At 58.4% G+C, this 18,386-nt stretch carries 15 protein-coding genes; 12 read left to right on the plus strand and 3 right to left on the minus strand.

The annotated features are described in order from the left end of the window. Positions 1-20: 20 nt before the first annotated feature. A complete protein-coding gene (locus ACR0EL_RS13615) occupies positions 21-518 on the minus strand; it encodes a class I SAM-dependent methyltransferase (RefSeq protein WP_480500456.1) in 498 nt (165 codons plus the stop codon). Between the two features lie 233 nt (positions 519-751). On the opposite strand from ACR0EL_RS13615, the gene ACR0EL_RS13620 reads away from it, so the two are divergent. From ACR0EL_RS13620 to ACR0EL_RS13640, 5 genes are read left to right on the plus strand one after another with little or no spacing between them, the layout of a single operon-like run. After that, the gene (locus tag ACR0EL_RS13620; RefSeq protein ID WP_480500457.1) at positions 752-2,524 is read left to right on the plus strand and encodes an ABC transporter ATP-binding protein; all 1,773 of its coding nucleotides are present in this window, start codon (positions 752-754) and stop codon (positions 2,522-2,524) included. Further along, the gene (locus tag ACR0EL_RS13625) at positions 2,517-4,427 is read left to right on the plus strand and encodes an ABC transporter substrate-binding protein (protein WP_480500458.1); all 1,911 of its coding nucleotides are present in this window, start codon (positions 2,517-2,519) and stop codon (positions 4,425-4,427) included. The genes ACR0EL_RS13620 and ACR0EL_RS13625 overlap by 8 nt, the downstream gene beginning before the upstream one ends. A 13-nt stretch (positions 4,428-4,440) precedes the next feature. Then, entirely contained in the window at positions 4,441-5,469 is a 1,029-nt protein-coding gene (locus ACR0EL_RS13630; protein WP_170531235.1) for an ABC transporter permease, read from the plus strand. Continuing rightward, positions 5,466-6,620 (plus strand): ABC transporter permease, encoded by a 1,155-nt coding sequence (locus tag ACR0EL_RS13635; protein WP_480500460.1) that lies wholly within the window; start codon positions 5,466-5,468, stop codon positions 6,618-6,620. Before ACR0EL_RS13630 ends, ACR0EL_RS13635 begins: the two co-directional genes overlap by 4 nt. Beyond that, the gene (locus ACR0EL_RS13640) at positions 6,617-7,960 is read left to right on the plus strand and encodes a CoA transferase (RefSeq protein WP_480500461.1); all 1,344 of its coding nucleotides are present in this window, start codon (positions 6,617-6,619) and stop codon (positions 7,958-7,960) included. The genes ACR0EL_RS13635 and ACR0EL_RS13640 overlap by 4 nt, the downstream gene beginning before the upstream one ends. A gap of 100 nt (positions 7,961-8,060) precedes the next feature. On the opposite strand, the gene ACR0EL_RS13645 is transcribed toward ACR0EL_RS13640, so the two are convergent. Continuing rightward, entirely contained in the window at positions 8,061-10,433 is a 2,373-nt protein-coding gene (locus ACR0EL_RS13645; RefSeq protein WP_480500462.1) for a mechanosensitive ion channel domain-containing protein, read from the minus strand. A 275-nt stretch (positions 10,434-10,708) separates the two neighbouring features. Here ACR0EL_RS13645 and ACR0EL_RS13650 point away from each other — a divergent pair, with 275 nt between their 5' ends. Genes ACR0EL_RS13650 through ACR0EL_RS13680 form a run of 7 tightly spaced genes read left to right on the plus strand, consistent with a single transcriptional unit; the run spans position 10,709 to position 17,206 of the window. Further along, positions 10,709-11,923 carry a glycosyltransferase family protein gene (locus ACR0EL_RS13650; RefSeq protein ID WP_480500463.1) on the plus strand — a complete coding sequence of 405 codons (1,215 nt, stop codon included), beginning with the start codon at positions 10,709-10,711 and terminating at the stop codon, positions 11,921-11,923. Next, the gene (locus tag ACR0EL_RS13655) at positions 11,920-13,167 is read left to right on the plus strand and encodes a glycosyltransferase family 4 protein (RefSeq protein ID WP_480500464.1); all 1,248 of its coding nucleotides are present in this window, start codon (positions 11,920-11,922) and stop codon (positions 13,165-13,167) included. The genes ACR0EL_RS13650 and ACR0EL_RS13655 overlap by 4 nt, the downstream gene beginning before the upstream one ends. After that, positions 13,167-14,243 carry a glycosyltransferase family 4 protein gene (locus ACR0EL_RS13660; RefSeq protein ID WP_480500465.1) on the plus strand — a complete coding sequence of 359 codons (1,077 nt, stop codon included), beginning with the start codon at positions 13,167-13,169 and terminating at the stop codon, positions 14,241-14,243. Before ACR0EL_RS13655 ends, ACR0EL_RS13660 begins: the two co-directional genes overlap by 1 nt. After that, complete coding sequence (locus tag ACR0EL_RS13665) at positions 14,240-14,824, plus strand: histidine phosphatase family protein (RefSeq protein WP_480500466.1); 585 nt, start codon at positions 14,240-14,242, stop codon at positions 14,822-14,824. The genes ACR0EL_RS13660 and ACR0EL_RS13665 overlap by 4 nt, the downstream gene beginning before the upstream one ends. Next, complete coding sequence (locus ACR0EL_RS13670) at positions 14,821-15,963, plus strand: glycosyltransferase family protein (RefSeq protein ID WP_480500467.1); 1,143 nt, start codon at positions 14,821-14,823, stop codon at positions 15,961-15,963. Before ACR0EL_RS13665 ends, ACR0EL_RS13670 begins: the two co-directional genes overlap by 4 nt. Beyond that, a complete protein-coding gene (locus ACR0EL_RS13675) occupies positions 15,960-16,733 on the plus strand; it encodes a polysaccharide deacetylase family protein (RefSeq protein WP_480500468.1) in 774 nt (257 codons plus the stop codon). The genes ACR0EL_RS13670 and ACR0EL_RS13675 overlap by 4 nt, the downstream gene beginning before the upstream one ends. Further along, complete coding sequence (locus tag ACR0EL_RS13680) at positions 16,730-17,206, plus strand: class I SAM-dependent methyltransferase (RefSeq protein WP_353012162.1); 477 nt, start codon at positions 16,730-16,732, stop codon at positions 17,204-17,206. The genes ACR0EL_RS13675 and ACR0EL_RS13680 overlap by 4 nt, the downstream gene beginning before the upstream one ends. Here ACR0EL_RS13680 and ACR0EL_RS13685 read toward each other — a convergent pair whose 3' ends face one another. Continuing rightward, positions 17,207-18,349, minus strand: a complete 1,143-nt coding sequence (locus ACR0EL_RS13685) for an alpha-D-ribose 1-methylphosphonate 5-triphosphate diphosphatase (protein ID WP_480500469.1) — start codon at positions 18,347-18,349, stop codon at positions 17,207-17,209. Positions 18,350-18,386 lie beyond the last annotated feature (37 nt).

An 18,386-nucleotide genomic window follows, 5' to 3' on the forward strand; every position in this document is an offset into this window, starting at 1 on the left:
TGTCGCCTGGCTGATCGGACCTAGCGTTGATAGATATAGCACCGTCCCGGAACCGCACCTTCGGGCAAAGGCAGTTCGGTAAGGGTTTCAAAATACATCCGGTCGCTCGACACCATAAGACCGCCTTTGGCCAACAACGGCTCAATCAAAGGTGATACGAACCGCGCGAACGCGTCGTTCTTTTCACGATTATGCCCGCCCAAATCGGCGTGGATCAGGCTAGCGGTCGCGCCGAACCGATCCAGGGAGGCGGGAAGTGTCTCGCGGACATCGCCCAAAATCACTCGATCCTCGGGCGGTGTCGAATCCGGATGCGAAGCGACCGCACGTTCGAACACATAGACCGGGCGCTTGGTGACATACTGGATCATGTGGTGGTAGGTCCGACCATTCCCCAGCCCAAGTTCAAAGACCGGCCCATCCATATCTTGGGTCTGTGCGATGGCAAAATCCAGACAGGCCCGCTGGGACACCATGCGGTCGATGAACAGATCAAGTCGGCTTTGATTCTCGGACACTGGGAAATCTCTCCTTGATACCTATTGCCAGCATGAGGGCAGTCGAGTTGGGCTTTGATGACAAAAGCTCAAGTGTTTGTGTAGTCGCCAGACCCCAAGTTTCACATTTCCGCGACATTTCAGCACAAGAACGGGTTTGACTAGATGGGCAGAACCGCGCGAGACTGGCGAAAAAATCACGGGGAGTTGATAGAGCCGATGCAAACATGCGGCCAACCGGGTGGAAAACCCGAATGAATGCTTTGTTGTCCGTCAAAAACCTGAGCATTGGTTTTGGCGCAGGTGAATCTGTTGTCAAAGATGTGAATTTTGATGTCCATGCCGGACAGACCCTGGCGCTGGTCGGCGAGTCCGGGTCTGGCAAAACCATCTCATGCCGCGCCGCCTTGCGCATTCTGCCCCGGACCGCGCAAATCCGCAGCAGATCAATCACTCTGAACGACTCCAAAGGTGCCGCCGAACTGACACAGATTAGCGAGCGCGAGATGCGTGGCATTCGCGGCAACCGGGTATCGATGATCTTTCAGGAACCGATGCGCTCGCTTTCGCCGCTGCACAAGATCGGCAATCAAGTGAGCGAGGTTCTCTGGCTGCATCGCGGTGCGTCCGAGGCACAGGCCCGCAAAGAGGTATTGAGTCAGTTCGAACGCGTCGGCTTCCCAGACCCGCAGCGCGCCTACGATTCCTATCCGTTCGAACTGTCCGGCGGCATGCGTCAACGCGCAATGATCGCCATGGCAATGGTATCTAAACCTGATCTGTTGATCGCTGACGAACCAACCACAGCGTTGGACGTGACCACTCAGGCGCAAGTTCTTGGCCTGATCAAAGAGCTTCAGCGCGAAACCGGCATGGCGCTGATCCTTGTAACCCATGACCTTGGCGTTGTGGCAAACATGGCCGAACACGTGGTGGTGATGCACAAGGGCCGTGTGATGGAGGCAGGCCCCGCCGCGCCGATCCTCACCGCTCCGGCGCATCCTTATACCAAGCAGTTATTCGATGCCGCCCCCGCGATCCCTGACAACGATGCTGTTGGGGTGCCAATGCCGTGTGAAGACCTGATCCTACAGATGAAAGGCGTTTCAAAGACCTATACGATGCGGGCCAGCAAAGGCTGGCAGGCCGACAAGGAAATCCACGCCTGTCGCGGCGTTGACCTCAAACTTGGTCGCGGCAAAACATTGGCAATCGTCGGTGAAAGCGGCTCTGGCAAGACCACCGCGGCGCGGATCGCCTTGGGGGCGGAGCTGCCGGACCCCGGCGGGGAGGTTTTGTTCAAAACTGCCGCAGAAGACGACCCAATCCCGGTCCACCAGATGACCCGCGCCCAGCGCACCGCGTTCCAACGCAAGGCGCAGATGGTGTTTCAAGACCCCTATAGCTCGCTCAGCCCGCGTATGCGCATCCAGGATGCGATGACTGAACCGCTGGAGATTCACCGGATCGGGTCGACATCGGAACAACGTGACAAGGCCGCCGAGATGTTGCAGCGCGTGGGGCTGAACGGGGATATGCTGAAACGCTACCCTCATGCGTTTTCCGGTGGTCAAAGACAACGCTTATCCATTGCCCGCGCCATGATGCTGGATCCACAACTGATTGTTTGTGACGAACCGACCTCGGCTTTGGATGTTTCAGTTCAGGAGCAGATCCTGACCCTTTTGGAGAATTTGCAGGACAGTCTGAACCTGTCGTATTTCTTTATCTCCCACGATCTTGCCGTCGTGGCCCGCATCGCCGATGAAGTCGCCGTGATGCGCCGGGGGCTGATCGTGGAACAGGCCCCGCCCGAGACCCTTTTCTACAATCCGCGCCATCCCTACACAAAGGCGTTGATTGCCGCTCAACCAGAACCCGACATCAACCGCCCGATTGACCTGCAAATGGTCTCATTGGGTGCCGGCGCGCCGGACAGTTGGGATGAAGCCTTTCGTTTCTCTGACACCGTGATACCTTCACTTGTGGAATTGGAGCCGGGCCATAAGGTACGTTGCCATGTTTAAGACCACTCGCCATCTGATCCTTGCGGCATCGTTGGCCTTTGCTTTGCCCTTTGCCGCGAGCGCCGAACTTCCGACCTTGCAAGAGAGTGAGTTCTGGTCAAACGAGGTCAATTCCGGCGATCTGCCGCCCATTGCCGAGCGCCTGCCAAAGGAACCGCTGATCGTTGATCTGGCCGCGAAAGGCCGGGAATTCGGAACCCAGGGCGGTACCTTGCGCACCATGGTGACCCGGTCCAAGGATATCCGTCAGATGGTCGTTTATGGCTATGCGCGACTGGTGGGGTTTGACGCGAACTACAACATCGTACCTGATCTGCTGGCCTCGTTCGAGAACGAAGGCAACCGTAAGTTCACCCTGAAGCTGCGGGAAGGTCACAAATGGTCCGACGGGTCGGCGTTCACGTCCGAGGATTTTCGGTATTGGTGGGAAGATGTCGCCAACAACCCTTTGCTCAGCCCGTCCGGTCCGCCAGATTTCCTGATTGTCGAAGGCAACGCGCCCACAGTTTCCTTCCCGGATGAAACCACAGTGATCTATGAATGGCCGGACCCCAATCCGGATTTCCTGCAATCACTGGCTCAGGCACGCCCGCCATTCATCTATCGGCCTTCGGCATTCTTGAAACCCTATCACGAAAAGTACGCAGACCCTGAAGAGCTTGCCTTTTTAGTCGACGACGCCCGGGTCAAAAGCTGGGCGGCGCTGCACAACAAGCTGGACAACCTTTACAAGTTCGACAATCACGAACTGCCCACGTTGCAGCCTTGGTTGAACGCAAGTTCTGGCAAGAAAATCCGCCACAACTTTGTCCGCAATCCCTATTATCACCGCATCGACTCGAATGGCGTGCAACTGCCCTATATCGACATAGTCGCGATGGAGATTGTCGCCCCCGGTCTGGTCGCCGCAAAAACCAACGCAGGCGAGAGCGATCTACAGGGTCGCGGCTTGGCTTTTCGGGATGCGTCAATCCTGAAAAAGGGGGAAGAGGTCGGTGACTACAAAACCCTGCTGTGGAAGACTGGTGTCGCCTCGCAAATCGCGATCTACCCAAACCTGAACTACGCGGACGAGGTCTGGCGGAAGGTGCTGCGCGATGTGCGGGTGCGCCGGGCGCTGTCGCTGGCGATAGATCGCAAGACCATCAATCAGGCGCTTTACTTCAAACTGGCGAAGCCAATGGCGATGTCCGTCCTTCCCGCCTCGCCCTTCTATAGCGAAGAAAACGCCGAAGCCTGGGCCGCGTTCGATGTCGATATGGCCAATGCGCTGCTGGATGAGGCCGGGCTGGACCAGCGCGACGGCTCTGGCACCCGTCTATTGCCGGATGGCCGCCCGATGGAACTGATCATCGAAACTGCAGGTGAGCGGCAAGAGGTTGAAAATGCGCTGCAGATCGTAACCGATACGTGGCGTGAAATCGGGGTCAAACTGGTGATGCGCCCGCTTGACCGTGATATCTTGCGGAACCGGGTTTTTGCAGGCAACACCATGGCATCCGTCTGGTTTGGCTGGGATGACGGGTTGCCGCAGGCACATACCTCTCCGGCCTATCTGGCCCCGACCGATCAGGTCTTCCTCGCCTGGCCCAAATGGGGCCAATTCTACCAGACAGGTGGTGAGGTTGGCGAAGCCCCCGATATGCCCGAGGCCGAGCGCCTCATGAATCTGGCCCATGATTGGGAGGTCGCCACCACGGATGAGGAGCGGACGGCCGTTTGGACCGAGATGTTGAAGATCCACGCCGATCAGCTTTATGGTATTGGAATCTTGAATGGCGCGCCACAGCCTATCGTCGTCTCGAACCGTCTACGCAACGTCCCCGAAAACGCGATGTGGGCGTGGGAACCCGGCGCGCATTTCGGCGTTCACCGTCCAGATGAATTCTTTTTGGTCGACTGACAGGAGCAGCTAAATGATCATGCTGCGCTATGCGGTCTATCGCTTCTTTACGATGCTGCTGACCCTGTTGGTGGTCTCGGTTTTGATTTTCGTCATTATCAACCTGCCGCCGGGCGACTATCTGAGCAATCAGATCGCTGAACTTCAGGCCTCAGGTCAGTCAGCAGGTGTGGCAAAGGCCGAGTTTCTGCGCACCGAATACGCGCTGGATCGGCCGATGTGGGAACAATATCTGATCTGGATGGGGTTCTGGCCCGGCCCGCACGGGTTCTCTGGCATGATACAGGGAAATTGGGGTTGGTCCTTCGAGTTCGACCGCCCCGTATCCGAGATCGTGGGCGATACGCTTTGGCTAACCGTTGTTGTGAACCTGGCCGCTATTCTGTTCGTCTACGCCGTTGCCCTGCCCTTGGGTGTGATCGCCGCCGCGCGATCGCGGACATGGATCGACTATACCTCGGCCTTTGTAGGCTATCTGGGCCTGGCCACGCCGAATTTCCTGCTGGCACTGATCCTGTTCTACTACGGCCATCAGTATTTTAACCTGCCCATCGGTGGGTTGATGGATCCCAAATTCGAAGGTGAGCCGATGAGTTGGGATAAACTTAAGTCCATCCTTGTTCACCTGATCGTACCCACCTTTGTGATCGGCACCTCCGGCGCCTCGGCAATGATGCAGCGTTTGCGCGCAAATATGCTGGACGAGTTGGGCAAACCTTATGTTGAAACCGCGATTGCCAAGGGTATGGCTCCGTCACGGATGCTGACGAAATACCCGCTGCGCGTTGCGTTCAATCCGTTTGTTGCAGATATTGGCAACCTTCTGCCTTCTATGGTGTCAGGTTCGGTTCTGGTGTCGGTTGTGCTGGGTCTGCAAACGATTGGTCCGACCCTGCTGACAGCACTCAAGACACAAGATCAGTTCCTGTCAGCCTTCATTCTGATGTTTGTGGCGCTTCTGACGCTCATCGGCACTATGATCTCGGATATCCTGCTGGTGATGCTCGACCCGCGTATTCGGTATGAGGGGCGCGAAGCATGACAGATCGCCCTGATAACCGCTATGTTGACGAGGCACCGTTCGATCCCGAAGCCTCGATCCAGCAGCTAGAACGCGCTGATCTGGACGCCCCGAACTGGATGCTGGTCTGGCGAAAATTCAAAACACACAAGCTGGGCCTAATCTCGGGCATCTTCCTATTGCTCTGCTACTTGATGCTGCCCTTTGCTGGCTTCATCGCGCCTTATGGTCCTAACGAACGCAATGGCGAGCATCTCTATGCCCCGCCCCAATCGATCAACTGGTTCCATGATGGCGAATTCATCGGACCGCATGTCTATCCAATCGTAGCGGAAGCCGATCTGGAAACATTCCAGTGGAAATTCGTTGCGGATACCGAAGACCCAAAACCGATCAAGTTCTTCTGCGAAGGCTCCGAATACCGTCTGGCCGGGTTTATCCCGTCTGACACCCATCTGTTCTGCGCACCGGATGGGGCGACCGTGTTCCTCTGGGGCTCGGACCGTCTGGGCCGCGATATATTCAGCCGCATCCTCTATGGCGCGCAACTGTCGCTGACTGTGGGTTTGATCGGCATCTCGGTCTCGTTCTTCCTGGGCATTCTGTTCGGGTCAATGGCCGGATATTTCGGCGGGCGCATCGACTGGACCATCAACCGCATTATCGAAGTTCTGCGATCCCTGCCCGAACTTCCCTTATGGCTGGCTCTGTCAGCCGCCGTACCCTCGAACTGGAGCCCCGTCGCGGTCTTCTTCATCATCTCGATCATCCTTGGCATCCTCGACTGGCCCGGCCTCGCCCGATCCGTGCGGGCCAAGTTCCTATCGCTGCGCGAAGAAGAATATGTACGCGCGGCTGAGATGATGGGCGCCAGCTCGGGTCGGGTGATCCGCAAGCACCTCTTGCCAAACTTCATGTCCCACCTGATCGCCTCGGCCACCTTGTCGATCCCGGCCATGATTCTTGGCGAAACGGCGCTCAGTTTCCTGGGTCTGGGCCTGCGCGCGCCTGCGGTCAGCTGGGGGGTCATGCTGAACGACGCGCAGAACCTCGCTTCGATCGAGATTTATCCATGGACGGCCATTCCTATGCTTCCCATTATTGTTGTGGTTCTGGCCTTCAACTTCCTGGGTGACGGATTGCGCGACAGCCTCGACCCCTATCAGCAATGAGCCTGCTGGCTTCTCTTCCCGCGGCCAGCAGCTACCGCACGAAAAAGCCCGGTGCATTGCACAGCGCGTTTGCTGTCTCGGAACTGGCAACCGCCAGCATCGCGGCGGTTGGACAGGAACTGTCGCGCCTGATGGTGGCGCTAAATCTTACGCAAACCGCGCCCGAAGTGGTCGTAGATCAACGCCTCGCCTCGCTTTGGTATCGCTACTCTTTCAAACCCGACGGGTGGGAAATGCCAAGCCTGTGGGACGCGATCGCCGGAGATTATCAGGCGGCAGACGGGTGGATCCGCCTGCACACAAACCTGCCGCATCATCGGGCTGCAGCCTTGAAGGTGATTGGCACACGCGCAGACCGGGACACCGTCGAACAGGCATTGAAATCATGGTCGATCGGTGACCTGGAAACCGCCATAGTCGCCGAAGGCGGGGTCGCCGCCGCCATGCGCAGTCGGGCCGAATGGCTGGACCATCCTCAGGGGCGCTCCGTGTCGCGGGACCCTTTGATTGGTTGGCACGGTCCTAGAAATATCTCTCTGCGGGATCGGCCAGAGGCCAGCACCAATCGCCCGTTGGCCGGGCTGCGTGTGCTGGATCTGACGCGCGTTCTGGCGGGTCCGGTCTCAACCCGCACGCTGGCAGGACTAGGGGCAGATGTTTTGCGCATCGATCCACCGGATTGGGACGAGCCCGGCGTCATCCCTGACATCTCTTTAGGCAAACGCTGCAGCTATCTCGACCTCAAATCGGCAGAGGGGCTTGCGCGGTTGGAGGGGCTTCTGGCAGAGGCCGATGTGTTTGTCCATGGCTATCGCCCCGGTGCATTGGATGCGTTGGGACTGGACAAAGCCAAACGAGATCAACTGGCCCCAAACCGTATTGAAGTCACACTGGATGCTTATGGTTGGCAAGGTCCTTGGGCCGCACGGCGCGGATTCGACAGCCTCGTGCAGATGAGCGCCGGGATCGCACATACTGGTATGACCTGGGCGCAGGCGGACAAACCAACACCGCTGCCGGTTCAGGCACTCGACCACGCGACCGGTTATCTTATGGCTGCCGCTGTTCTGTCCGCTCTGGCCGAAGCGGCGCGGGGTAATACCGTGATGCATGCCCAGCTGTCGCTTGCCCGAACGGCAGAGCTATTGGCGGCACTCGGCAAATCCGATCCGGGGAAGGCCATCAAGAGCGCCTCTCAGTCTGACTATAGTAAAACGCCCGAAACCTCGGGTTGGGGGCCGGGATATCGCCTAAAATCGCCGCTGAGCGTTGGCAATACCAAACTGCATTGGAGTCTACCGGCATCAAAACTAGGCACTTCAAAAGCCGTTTGGCCTTAACGGAGCAAGAAGCACAACCGCCGTGCGGAACGCGCGGCCCGGCCCAACGCTTTGGGTGGCGTCTCACCAGAGACGCACCCCAAACAGGCGGGAGAACGCCCTAGCGGTCGTCGCCACCGGGGCCGATATCATCCAGGTAGTCTTCGTCAATCGCCGCCTGGACCGCACCGGTGACCGCTTCACGCTGTTTCGGGCTCAGTTCCTCGACGTCTTTGCCATCGGCCAGTCTGACGGTCACCTCGCGGTGCGCAAAGCGGATGCCTTCCCGCGCGAACAACTCACGGATGTCCTGATAGACCTTCTTGCGCACCAGCCATTGATCACCGGGCTTAGTCATGAACTTGACGCGGATGATCATCGCGGAATCCTGCATCTCGATCACGCCCTGCGATTTGAGCGGTTGGATGAAGTTTTCACCAATCACCGGGTCGCTCAACAGTTCCTGTCCCAGCTTCTTGATCAGCTTCCGCACCTTCTCGACATCGGTGTCATAGGTTACGCGCAAGGGCAGTTTCATGATCACCCAATCACGCGAATAGTTGGTCAGCACTTTGATCTCACCAAATGGGATGGTGTTCAGCGCCCCCAGATGGTGCCGCAGTTGGAACGAACGGACCGAGATCTTTTCAACCGTCCCTTTCACATCCCCAATGTCGATATATTCCCCTTTGCGGAACGCGTCATCGAGCAGGAAGAAGGCACCCGAGAAGATATCCCGCACCAAGGTTTGTGATCCGAAACCCACTGCCAAACCGACAACACCAGCACCAGCGAACAAGGGGCTAACATTGATGCCCAACTCCATCAGTACGATCAGGATAATCGTCACCACGACAACCGCCAGGATCGCCCCACGGAACAGTGGCAGCAGAGTCGCCAGACGGCTCTGCCCGCCTTCGCCACCTTCGTCCCCCAGTTCGGCCTCGGTACCGTCATCGGATTCTTCGGCGATCTTGCTGTCGATCCAGATGCGAAAGAAGTTGAACAGGATGTAGCCGATGAACAGGATCACCATGACATCCAGCGCGCGCCCTATCGGGATGTCTTCGCTCCAACTGGCTTCGGGGTTCCAGATCACGACCAAAGCGTAGATGCCTACTACAAAGGCCAGAATGCCAGCCACACGGCGGGCCAGATCCTCATAAGTAAGGATCACATGCTTACGTTGCTCAGCTTGCGGCGTGTCGGCTGCGGCGGCATCCTCGTGCGCTGCATCTGCAATGGCGTTCTTTTCTTCGATCCGCCGGTTGCGATCAAAATAGCGTTCCAGCACATAGTTCATTGCGCCGTATGCGACGACAACTGACATGAAGATCATATAGCTGCTGGCTACAATCGGGATTGAATTGTCATTCTCCAACACCAGATCAACGGCCAACTTAAACCAGCTGAACATCAAATAGACGATCAGAAATGGCGCCCAGGCGAAAGAAATAAACCTCAAGAGCCACGATACTTGAGCCGGGGCCCGTCCACCTCGGATCGCGTTAGAAATCGCACGCGCATTGAATAGGATCATCAGGATGTTGCCCACGGCACCGACCATGGTCAGCCCGCCATACACCATGGCGTAGACATTGTAGTTCAACCCGAAATCCGCGACCCAGGTTGCAAACAATACGGCCGAGATATCATAGGTCGCCAGAAGCGAGGCCCAGATATACAGCCGCTTCGCATCCCGGTCCGAAAACGGGGGCAATCGGTATTGGCTCAGAAATGGTGACAGCACCATCCGCCACAAGTCAGACACCGTTCGCGCCAGGAAAAAGGCGGTAAATATTGCAGTCACCGTAAACTGGATCGAAATATCTTCGGCCTCGCCAAAGAACAGATAGCCAACGATCAGGGCCATCAACATCGCAAAGATGGTTCCGCCTATCCCCATAAGGAAGCGGAACACCAAGAACGGCATCTTTTCCTTATAGCCTTGCGGGTTTTCCTTGATCCGGGCCACCACCCAGCGTCTAGCAAAACGCTTGCCATAGATTTCGGTGGACAGCCACCGTCCCAAAAGCAGGAACAGAACGTTCCAGCCCAGAACCTCGACATAGGTCTGTATCCGCCCGTCCGGGCTGGTCTGGCGCAAGATGTATTGAACTTCAAACACCGAATAAGGCAACGCCTCCAGCCGTGATGCGGCGGAATCGCGGAATTTCGAGAACCGCTCCTGCGCTTTCATCAGCTGCGACCCATCGGCCATTGGGTTAGCCGAAGCGTCTTCCGATGCCTGTGCCGCACCACCGGTTGACGTGACGACCTGCCCGGCGCTGTCAATGACAATAACGCTGGCACCGGCCTCACTGGCGGCGCGGATGGCAGCGGCCAAATCGCTTTCACTGGTGGTGTCGGTACTCTCGCTTGATCCAGAGGAATAGCCCGGTATCAACCCGGTTTGCGCGGTTCCGCTGACCGGGAAGACCAAGACAAAGGTCACGAACGCCAAAAGCAATCCAGCCAGAACATTATGTTTCATAGGGTCTTACATCCCGATCCAAAGTTTCGGATAAGGTTACAAAAGCGTTCGGTTCAGTTCAAACCATCTTGGCCCAAGGTCCCAAATTTGTGTTAAATTGCGTGATCGACGCACCGTGACAAGGATTCCTCAAAACCCATTCGGCTGTTGCCAAATCACAATGTTTGGCGCATTTGCAAAGGCGCTTTTCCACCTTTGGCAAGCGCGGCTTAACAATGTAAGGTATGTGGTGCAAACGCGCAGACCAGAAGTAAGACCAAAACACAGGCACCAATATGAGCCTCGGCAAAAACACAGTTAACACCGGTCGCGCGCCGCGCATCCTGTTTTACAGCCACGATACTTTTGGGTTGGGGCATCTGCGACGCTCGCGCGCATTGGCCGCAGCGATCACACAGGCCGATCCGACCGCCTCGGCCCTGATCCTGACGGGATCGCCCGTGGCTGGGCGGTTTACCTTCCCGCGTCGCGTCGACCATGTCCGCCTGCCCGGCGTCACCAAGCGCGCCGACGGGTCTTATGCCGCGCGCACAATCGGGATGGGGATCGACGAAGTGACCGACCTGCGATCCGGCCTGATCCAGACAGCAGTTCAGCAGTTTAACCCCGATATCCTGATCGTTGACAAGGAACCCACCGGGTTTCGGGGTGAGCTTCTGCCCACGCTTGAATATCTTGAAAACAACTGCGGCGCGCAGCTTATTCTGGGTCTACGCGATGTTCTGGATGAACCCGAGGTGCTGGCTGCAGAGTGGGAGCGCAAAGAGGCCATCGCCGCGACGGAGCGGTTTTACCATGAAATCTGGGTTTACGGGCTAAACTCAATCTATGATCCAACCAAAGGATTGCCGCTGAGCCACAGCGCGCAATCCCGTATCCACTACACCGGCTATCTGCGCCGTGATCTGGGCCCGGTTGGTGAACCGCCCGAGCAACCCTATATTCTGATCACACCCGGCGGAGGGGGCGACGGCAAGGCCATGGTCAATCTGGTCCTGTCCGCCTACGAAAAAGATCCCGATCTGTCCCCTCGAGCCATTCTGGTCTACGGCCCGTTCCTGTCGGGTGAGTTGCGAGAAGAGTTTGAAACCCGTGTCGCTGCGCTAAACGGTCGGGTCACTGCCGTTGGCTTTGAATCCCAGATCGAAACCCTGTTTGCCGGGGCGGCCGGGGTTGTGTGCATGGGGGGCTACAACACGTTTTGCGAGGTTCTGTCCTTTGACAAACGTGCCGTTATCGTGCCCCGCACCACTCCTCGTCTAGAACAATGGATCCGGGCCTCGCGCGCCGAAGGTCTGGGGCTTGTGCGCATGCTGGATGAAACCCGCGATGGCCTGACGCCTGACGCGATGATCAAAGCCATCCGCGCGCTGCCGCAGCAATCTTTGCCATCACAAACCATCCGCGCGGGTCTGCTGGATGGCCTCGACTATGTCACGGACCGTATTGATGCCCTTTTGACCGGGGAAAAGGAACGAGCCACCGGATGAATGCCAATGCTCCGAAACTGGCGGTGCTGGTCAAAGGGTGGCCGCGCCTTTCCGAGACGTTCATCGCGCAAGAACTGGTTGCCCTTCAGGATGCAGGCCACCGGTTTGATATCTGGTCGCTGCGACACCCCACGGATACCAAGTGTCATCCTTTGCATGACCGCTTTACCGGTCAGGTTCACTACCTGCCTGAGTATCTATATGACGAACCCCAACGCGTCTGGGCCGCGCGCGCAGTGGCGCAGCGCCTGCCGGGATATGCCGAGGCCTATGGCGTCTGGCGCAAGGATCTGCGCCGCGATCCAACCCATAATCGCATTCGTCGTTTCGGTCAGGCCTGTGTTTTAGCCACCGAGCTTCCCGTAGAAACACGCGCGCTTTATGCGCATTTCATGCATACGCCTTCGTCCGTCGCGCGCTATGCCGCCATCATGCGCGGCCTACCGTGGAGCTTTGCCGCCCACGCCAAAGATATCTGGACGTCACCAGACTGGGAAAAGCGCGAGAAGCTGCACACAGACACCTATGGCGCAGCCTTTGGGGCGACATGCACCGCCTTTGGTGCCGAACATCTGCGCGGGTTGGCCGACACGCCAGATCGGGTCGATCTGATCTATCACGGGCTGGATCTGGGCCGGTTCCCTTCGCCGCCGGATCGTCTACCACGACAACCCGAAGCGGCCTTCCATATGATGTCGGTTGGCCGGTTGGTTGAGAAAAAAGGGTTTGACCGGCTGATCGCCGCTTTTGCTTTGCTGCCGGATACTCTGAACTGGCGCTGGACCCATATCGGCGGCGGCGGTTTGGGACCAAGCCTGCGTGATCAGGCCAAAGCTGCCGGCGTTGCAGACCGCATCACGTGGAAAGGGGCTTGCGATCAGCCCGAGGTGATTGCCGCGATGAGGCAGGCAGATTTGTTTGTTCTGCCCAGCCGGATTGCCGAAGACGGCGACCGGGACGGGCTGCCAAATGTGCTGATGGAGGCGGCCTCGCAAAAACTGCCGATCCTGTCTACACCGGTTTCGGCCATTCCTGAATTCATCGAGACAGGAACCCATGGCCTCCTGTCCAGCGACAATCCAGCCGCATTGGCCAGTGCGATTTGTGACCTTGCAGCGCACCCAACCCAAACCGCCCAAATGGCCGAAGCCGCTTATACGCGCCTATTGGCAGAGTTTCGGATGGATCCAGGAATTGCGCGTTTGTCGGCCCGTCTTCAGACCCTGTGCACGGATGCAGCCTGATGGCGCGGGTCGCGTTCTATGCTCCGATGAAATCGCCCGATAGCCCCAAGCCTTCGGGCGATCGTGAGATGGCCCGCAACCTGATGCAAGCGATCGGGGCGCAGGGGGATCGCGTCGATCTGATCTCGGACCTGCGCATCTATGACAAGGTCGGCGATGCGGTCGCACAGCACGCCCTGCGACAGGCGGCTGAGGTTGAAGCACAGCGGCTGATCTCGGACATGCCTGAAGACATCGACCTTTGGGTGACCTACCACAACTATTACAAGGCCCCCGACCTGTTGGGGCCGGTCGTCGCGCAGGCACGTGACATTCCTTATGTGCAGTTGGAAAGCACCCGCGCCACAAGTCGCCTGAGCGGGCCGTGGTCGGGATTTGCAAAAGCCGCACACGAGGCCTGCAATGCGGCGCAGGTGATTTTCTACCACACGGCCAATGATCTGATCACACTGGAACGTGAGCGCTTTGGCAATCAGGCTCTGATCGAGCTTCCCCCATTCTTGCCGATGGCGGATTTGCCGCCAGAAAGTATGGGCGATGGCCCGATGCTGACCGTTGGGATGATGCGCCAAGGGGACAAGCTGTCCTCGTACCGCATTCTGGCCGAGGCGCTGTTGCAGCTGTCGGGGGATTGGCACCTGAACATAGTGGGTGATGGCCCTGCCCGCCCGGATGTTGAACAACTGATGGCGCCGTTTGGAAGCCATATCACCTTTCTGGGCCAACTCGACCGGGAGGCGCTCCAACGTGTTTACGGCGAGGCCTCTATATTCGTATGGCCTGGCGTAAACGAAGCCTATGGGATGGTCTATCTGGAAGCTCAGGCCGCTGGCGTACCGGTCGCCGCGCAAGACAGGCCCGGTGTGCGGGACGTTCTGACCCAAGCGGACTACCCGGCTGCTGACGTTGGGGCAAAAGGACTGGCGCAGCAGATTCAACGCTTGTTGGATAACCCCAAGCGGCGGCGCGCCCTTGGCCAAGCGGCCCGCACGCATGTTGCCGCCCGTCACCTGATGCCCAAAGCGACCGAGGTTTTTTGGGCAGCTGTGCGCCCATTGCTGGGGGTGACGGCATGACCCGTTTGGCTCTGCTGCGCCATGGACACACCCACTGGAACCGTGCCGGGTGCATTCAGGGGCGCAGTGATATTCCGCTTGATGATCAGGCAAGGTCAGAACTGGCCGGGTATGACCTGCCAAACGGTTGGGAAGACGCCGAGATATGGTCCAGCCCTTTGGCCCGCGCGCAAGAGACGGCGCTGTTAGTATCGGGTCGCACCCCTCAGACCTCGCCCGCGTTGACCGAAATGAACTGGGGCCGATGGGAAGGGTTGCGCGGGGTCGATCTGATCGCTGACCCAGACAGCGGATACCGCCATATCGAGGACTGGGGCTGGGATTATCGCCCGCCCGAAGGCGAAAGCCCCGCTGAAGTCTGGGGACGCTTGGAACCCTGGCTATCCAAACTGAACCAAGACACAGTTGCTGTCTGCCACATCGGCATCATGCGCGTCATTCTGGCCCGGGCATGGGGGTGGAATTTTGAAGGGCCCGTGCCTTTTAAGATCAAACGCAATCGGCTCTATATCATTGATATGGACGATATGATCCCAACACCGGATCCCGTTCGCCTGATTGCTCGCGGAGTGACCAAATGAACGTGATGATCGTCGTGACCCATCTGCTGGGAACAGGTCATCTAAGCCGCGCATTGACGCTTGGTCGTGCCTTTGCAGAAGACGGCAACGACGTGATGATTGTGACCGGCGGGATGCCTGCGCCGCAGTTAAACTCGGACGGCATAACACTGTTTGGCCTGCCCCCGCTACGCTCGGACGGAACAGATTTCACGCGTCTTTTGACAGAGATCGGTGAGGTCGCCGACCCTGCCTATCTGTCGGCGCGCAGTGCGGCCCTTATTCAGGCTGTGCAGAGCTTGCAACCGGATGTTCTGATCACCGAACTGTTCCCTTTTGGCCGACGGTCTCTTGTGGCAGAGTTCGAAGCGGGCCTTGAGGCGGCGCATGCCTTGCCGAAACGCCCGCTGGTTCTGGCCTCGATCCGGGATATTCTGGCCCCGCCATCCAAACCGGCCAAGGCCACCCGTGCCGACGAAACCATTGGTCGTTTTTACGATGGTGCCTTAGTGCATTCGGATGAGAGCGTAATCCCGTTATCGGTCAGTTGGCCGGTATCCGATCAACTGGCCCAGCACCTGCACTATACGGGTTTTGTTGCGCCTGCCGCGGCGCGCCCGCATCCCGAGGCTATTGGAGTCGATGAAATCCTGGTAAGCGCTGGTGGCGGATCGGTCGGGCAGCCGATCTTTCATGCGGCCATCGAAGCCGCGCGAAAGATGCCCAACAGGCGCTGGCGCCTGTTGGTGGGCGGGCGAGATGCGCAGGAGCGTATTGCAGAACTATCTCAGCTAGTTGGTGAGGCACCCGTGTCGCTGGAACCCGTCCGCCCGGATTTTCGCCAGATGCTGCCACACGCAGCGGCCTCGGTCAGCATGTGCGGCTACAACACTGCGCTGGACATCCTGCAATCGGGCACGCCTGCGGTGTTCATCCCATTTGACGACGGCAAAGAGGTTGAACAAGGTCTGCGCGGCCAAAGCCTGTCAGAACTGCCTGCAATAGAAGTGCTGCGTAGTCAGGAATTGACTGGGGATAGTCTTGCCGAACGGGTCGAACAAGTGATCTTGGAAGGCAGGCGTGCACCCAAGCAAGACGGCCTCGATGGAGCCCAGCGCTCTGTCGAGATCACAAAACATCTGTTGGGGCGGCACACATGACGCCGGATTGGAAACCCTTGGAGGACGAGCTTGCGCTTTGGCGTGCCCAAGGCCTGACGCTGCCCCTATGGTGGCGCGATGATGATGCCACGGTGCAAACACCGCAATTGGAGACACTGACTGCGCTATCCGAACGCGTAGGTCTGCCGGTGCATCTGGCCGTAATCCCTCGTGAGGCAAATACTAGCCTTGCGGGTTTCGTAGCACGCCATGGCAGCCTAATCCCTGTCGTCCATGGCTGGGCGCACCAAAACCATGCGCCTGCCGGAGAGAAGAAGTCTGAATTTCGCGCGCATCGCCCGCTAGAGGATATCATAGCCGACGCGCAAGCCGGGTTTAGTCGCCTGACGGATCTGTTTCACGACAGGCTGCGCCCCATGTTTGTCCCCCCCTGGAACCGGATCGGGGATGAGGCTGTCGCCCAACTGCCTGCACTTGGATTCCGAGTATTGTCGACAGCAACACCGCGGAAAGCGACCTTTGCGGCCCCTGGATTGGAACAGATCAACACGCATCTGGACCCGATTGACTGGCGGGGCACACGGGGATTGGTCGCGCCGGATATCCTGATCACAAAGATGGCCGCACTACTTCAAGACCGCCGCACGGGTCAGGCCGACAATACAGAGCCCTTCGGCATCCTGACCCACCATCTGGTTCACGACCCAGACATTTGGACCTTTACCGAGGCATTGCTAACAAAACTGCTGGAGGGACCCACGCACCCTTGGGTCGCCCCCGACAGCCCAGAACGGAGTTCCCCCATATGAGCAGATTGGATTCCATGCTGCGCCGTCTGACCGCTCAGCGCGACGGGCTGAACTGGGCTGCTGCCCGGATCGCCAAACAAGACGGAGATGTTCTGGACATGGGTCTGGGCAATGGTCGCACCTACGACCACCTGCGGGAAATCATGCCGGATCGGCGCATTTGGGTGATGGATCGCGTGTTGCAATGCCACCCTGACAGTACCCCGCCCGAACAGGATTTCTTGCAAGGCGAGGCCGAGCCAATGCTGCAGAAACTGGCGGCCTCGGGCCACAAGATGGTCATGGCACATTACGATTTCGGACGCGGGATCAAGGAAGACGATGTGGCCGAAGCCGCACGCCTCAGCCCGTTGATCGCGCAGGTCATGCAACCCAATGGGTTGTTGATCTCGGGCCAGCCGTTGGTCGGGTTCAACCAGATCGACGGACCCGAAACCATCGCCCCGGACCGTTATCTGTTTTACACCGCCTGATCAGGCGACCCGCTGCCCGCGCGACCAAACGGCGCTGAGCGCGGGTACACTGCCACGCATGCGGAACCGGATCAGGTCAGCGCGTGCATCTTTGCGCAGCTCGCCCCGATCCTGCAGCCCTGCGGCCTGCGCTGGGGAGAGCGTAACGGTCTTGAGGCCGCGCGCCATATCCCCCCACATCTCGCCCAATCGCACTGCTGACAGCAACAGCGCCGAAGGCACGTAGTCTGATGACATGATGTCCAGATGGCCCAACTCGGCCAGTTCCCGGGCTGCGACGTTCCCGGAATGCGACCCTCCCCGAATGATATTCGGTGCACCCATCATGACCTTAATGTCGTGATCGTGGCAGGCCCGTGCCGCCTCGACCGTCGTGGGGAACTCGGCCAAGCGGATACCGTGGCCTGCCGACACCTTTACCTGATCCTCGGTCGTGTCATCATGGCTGGCCAGCACCGCCCCAAAACGACGCGCGGCTTTGACAGTTTCGACCTCATGCTTCTCACCATGCGCATCCCGCAGCCCCTTCAGTCGCGCCACATGCTGTAGGAACATGTCATCGTCCATGGCATGCTTTCCCTTTACATAGGCCTCAAGCTTCGAGATATCCCGAAACTGGCGTTGCCCCGGCGTGTGATCCATCAGCGAGACCAACCCGACTCGATCTTCCGGGCCGAACTCGTCCAGTTCTTCGACCAGGGTTTCCGAGCACACCTCGGCCCGCAAATGCAAGAAGTGACTGATCTTAAGGGCGTCCTGTTCGCGTAGCTCCCACAGCTCTTGCGACAGACCACGGGCGTATTTGCCATACCGCGCCGCGCCAGATGGGATCGACCCCACCCGCATCGCGTCGAACACCGTGGTAATCCCAGTGCTCGCCAACTCGGCATCATGGGCCAGGATCGCAGCGGCATGAGGCCAGTCCACCTTCGGACGCGGCTGGATATGCCGTTCCAGATTATCCGTGTGCAGCTCGACCAGACCGGGGCAAATGTAATCGCCCTCACAATCAATCGCACGCGCCGGAACCGCAGCCCCGGTGTCGATATCGGCAATATGCTCACCAATGATCCGAATGCAGCCGGTTACGGTCTCATCTGGGAAAACAAGCGTGGCATTGGCAAGGGTCAATTCTTCTGTCATCTGAACTTCACACTGTTTGAGCTATTGGAAGGCCACG

This window comes from Ruegeria sp. AH12, from assembly GCF_056541465.1.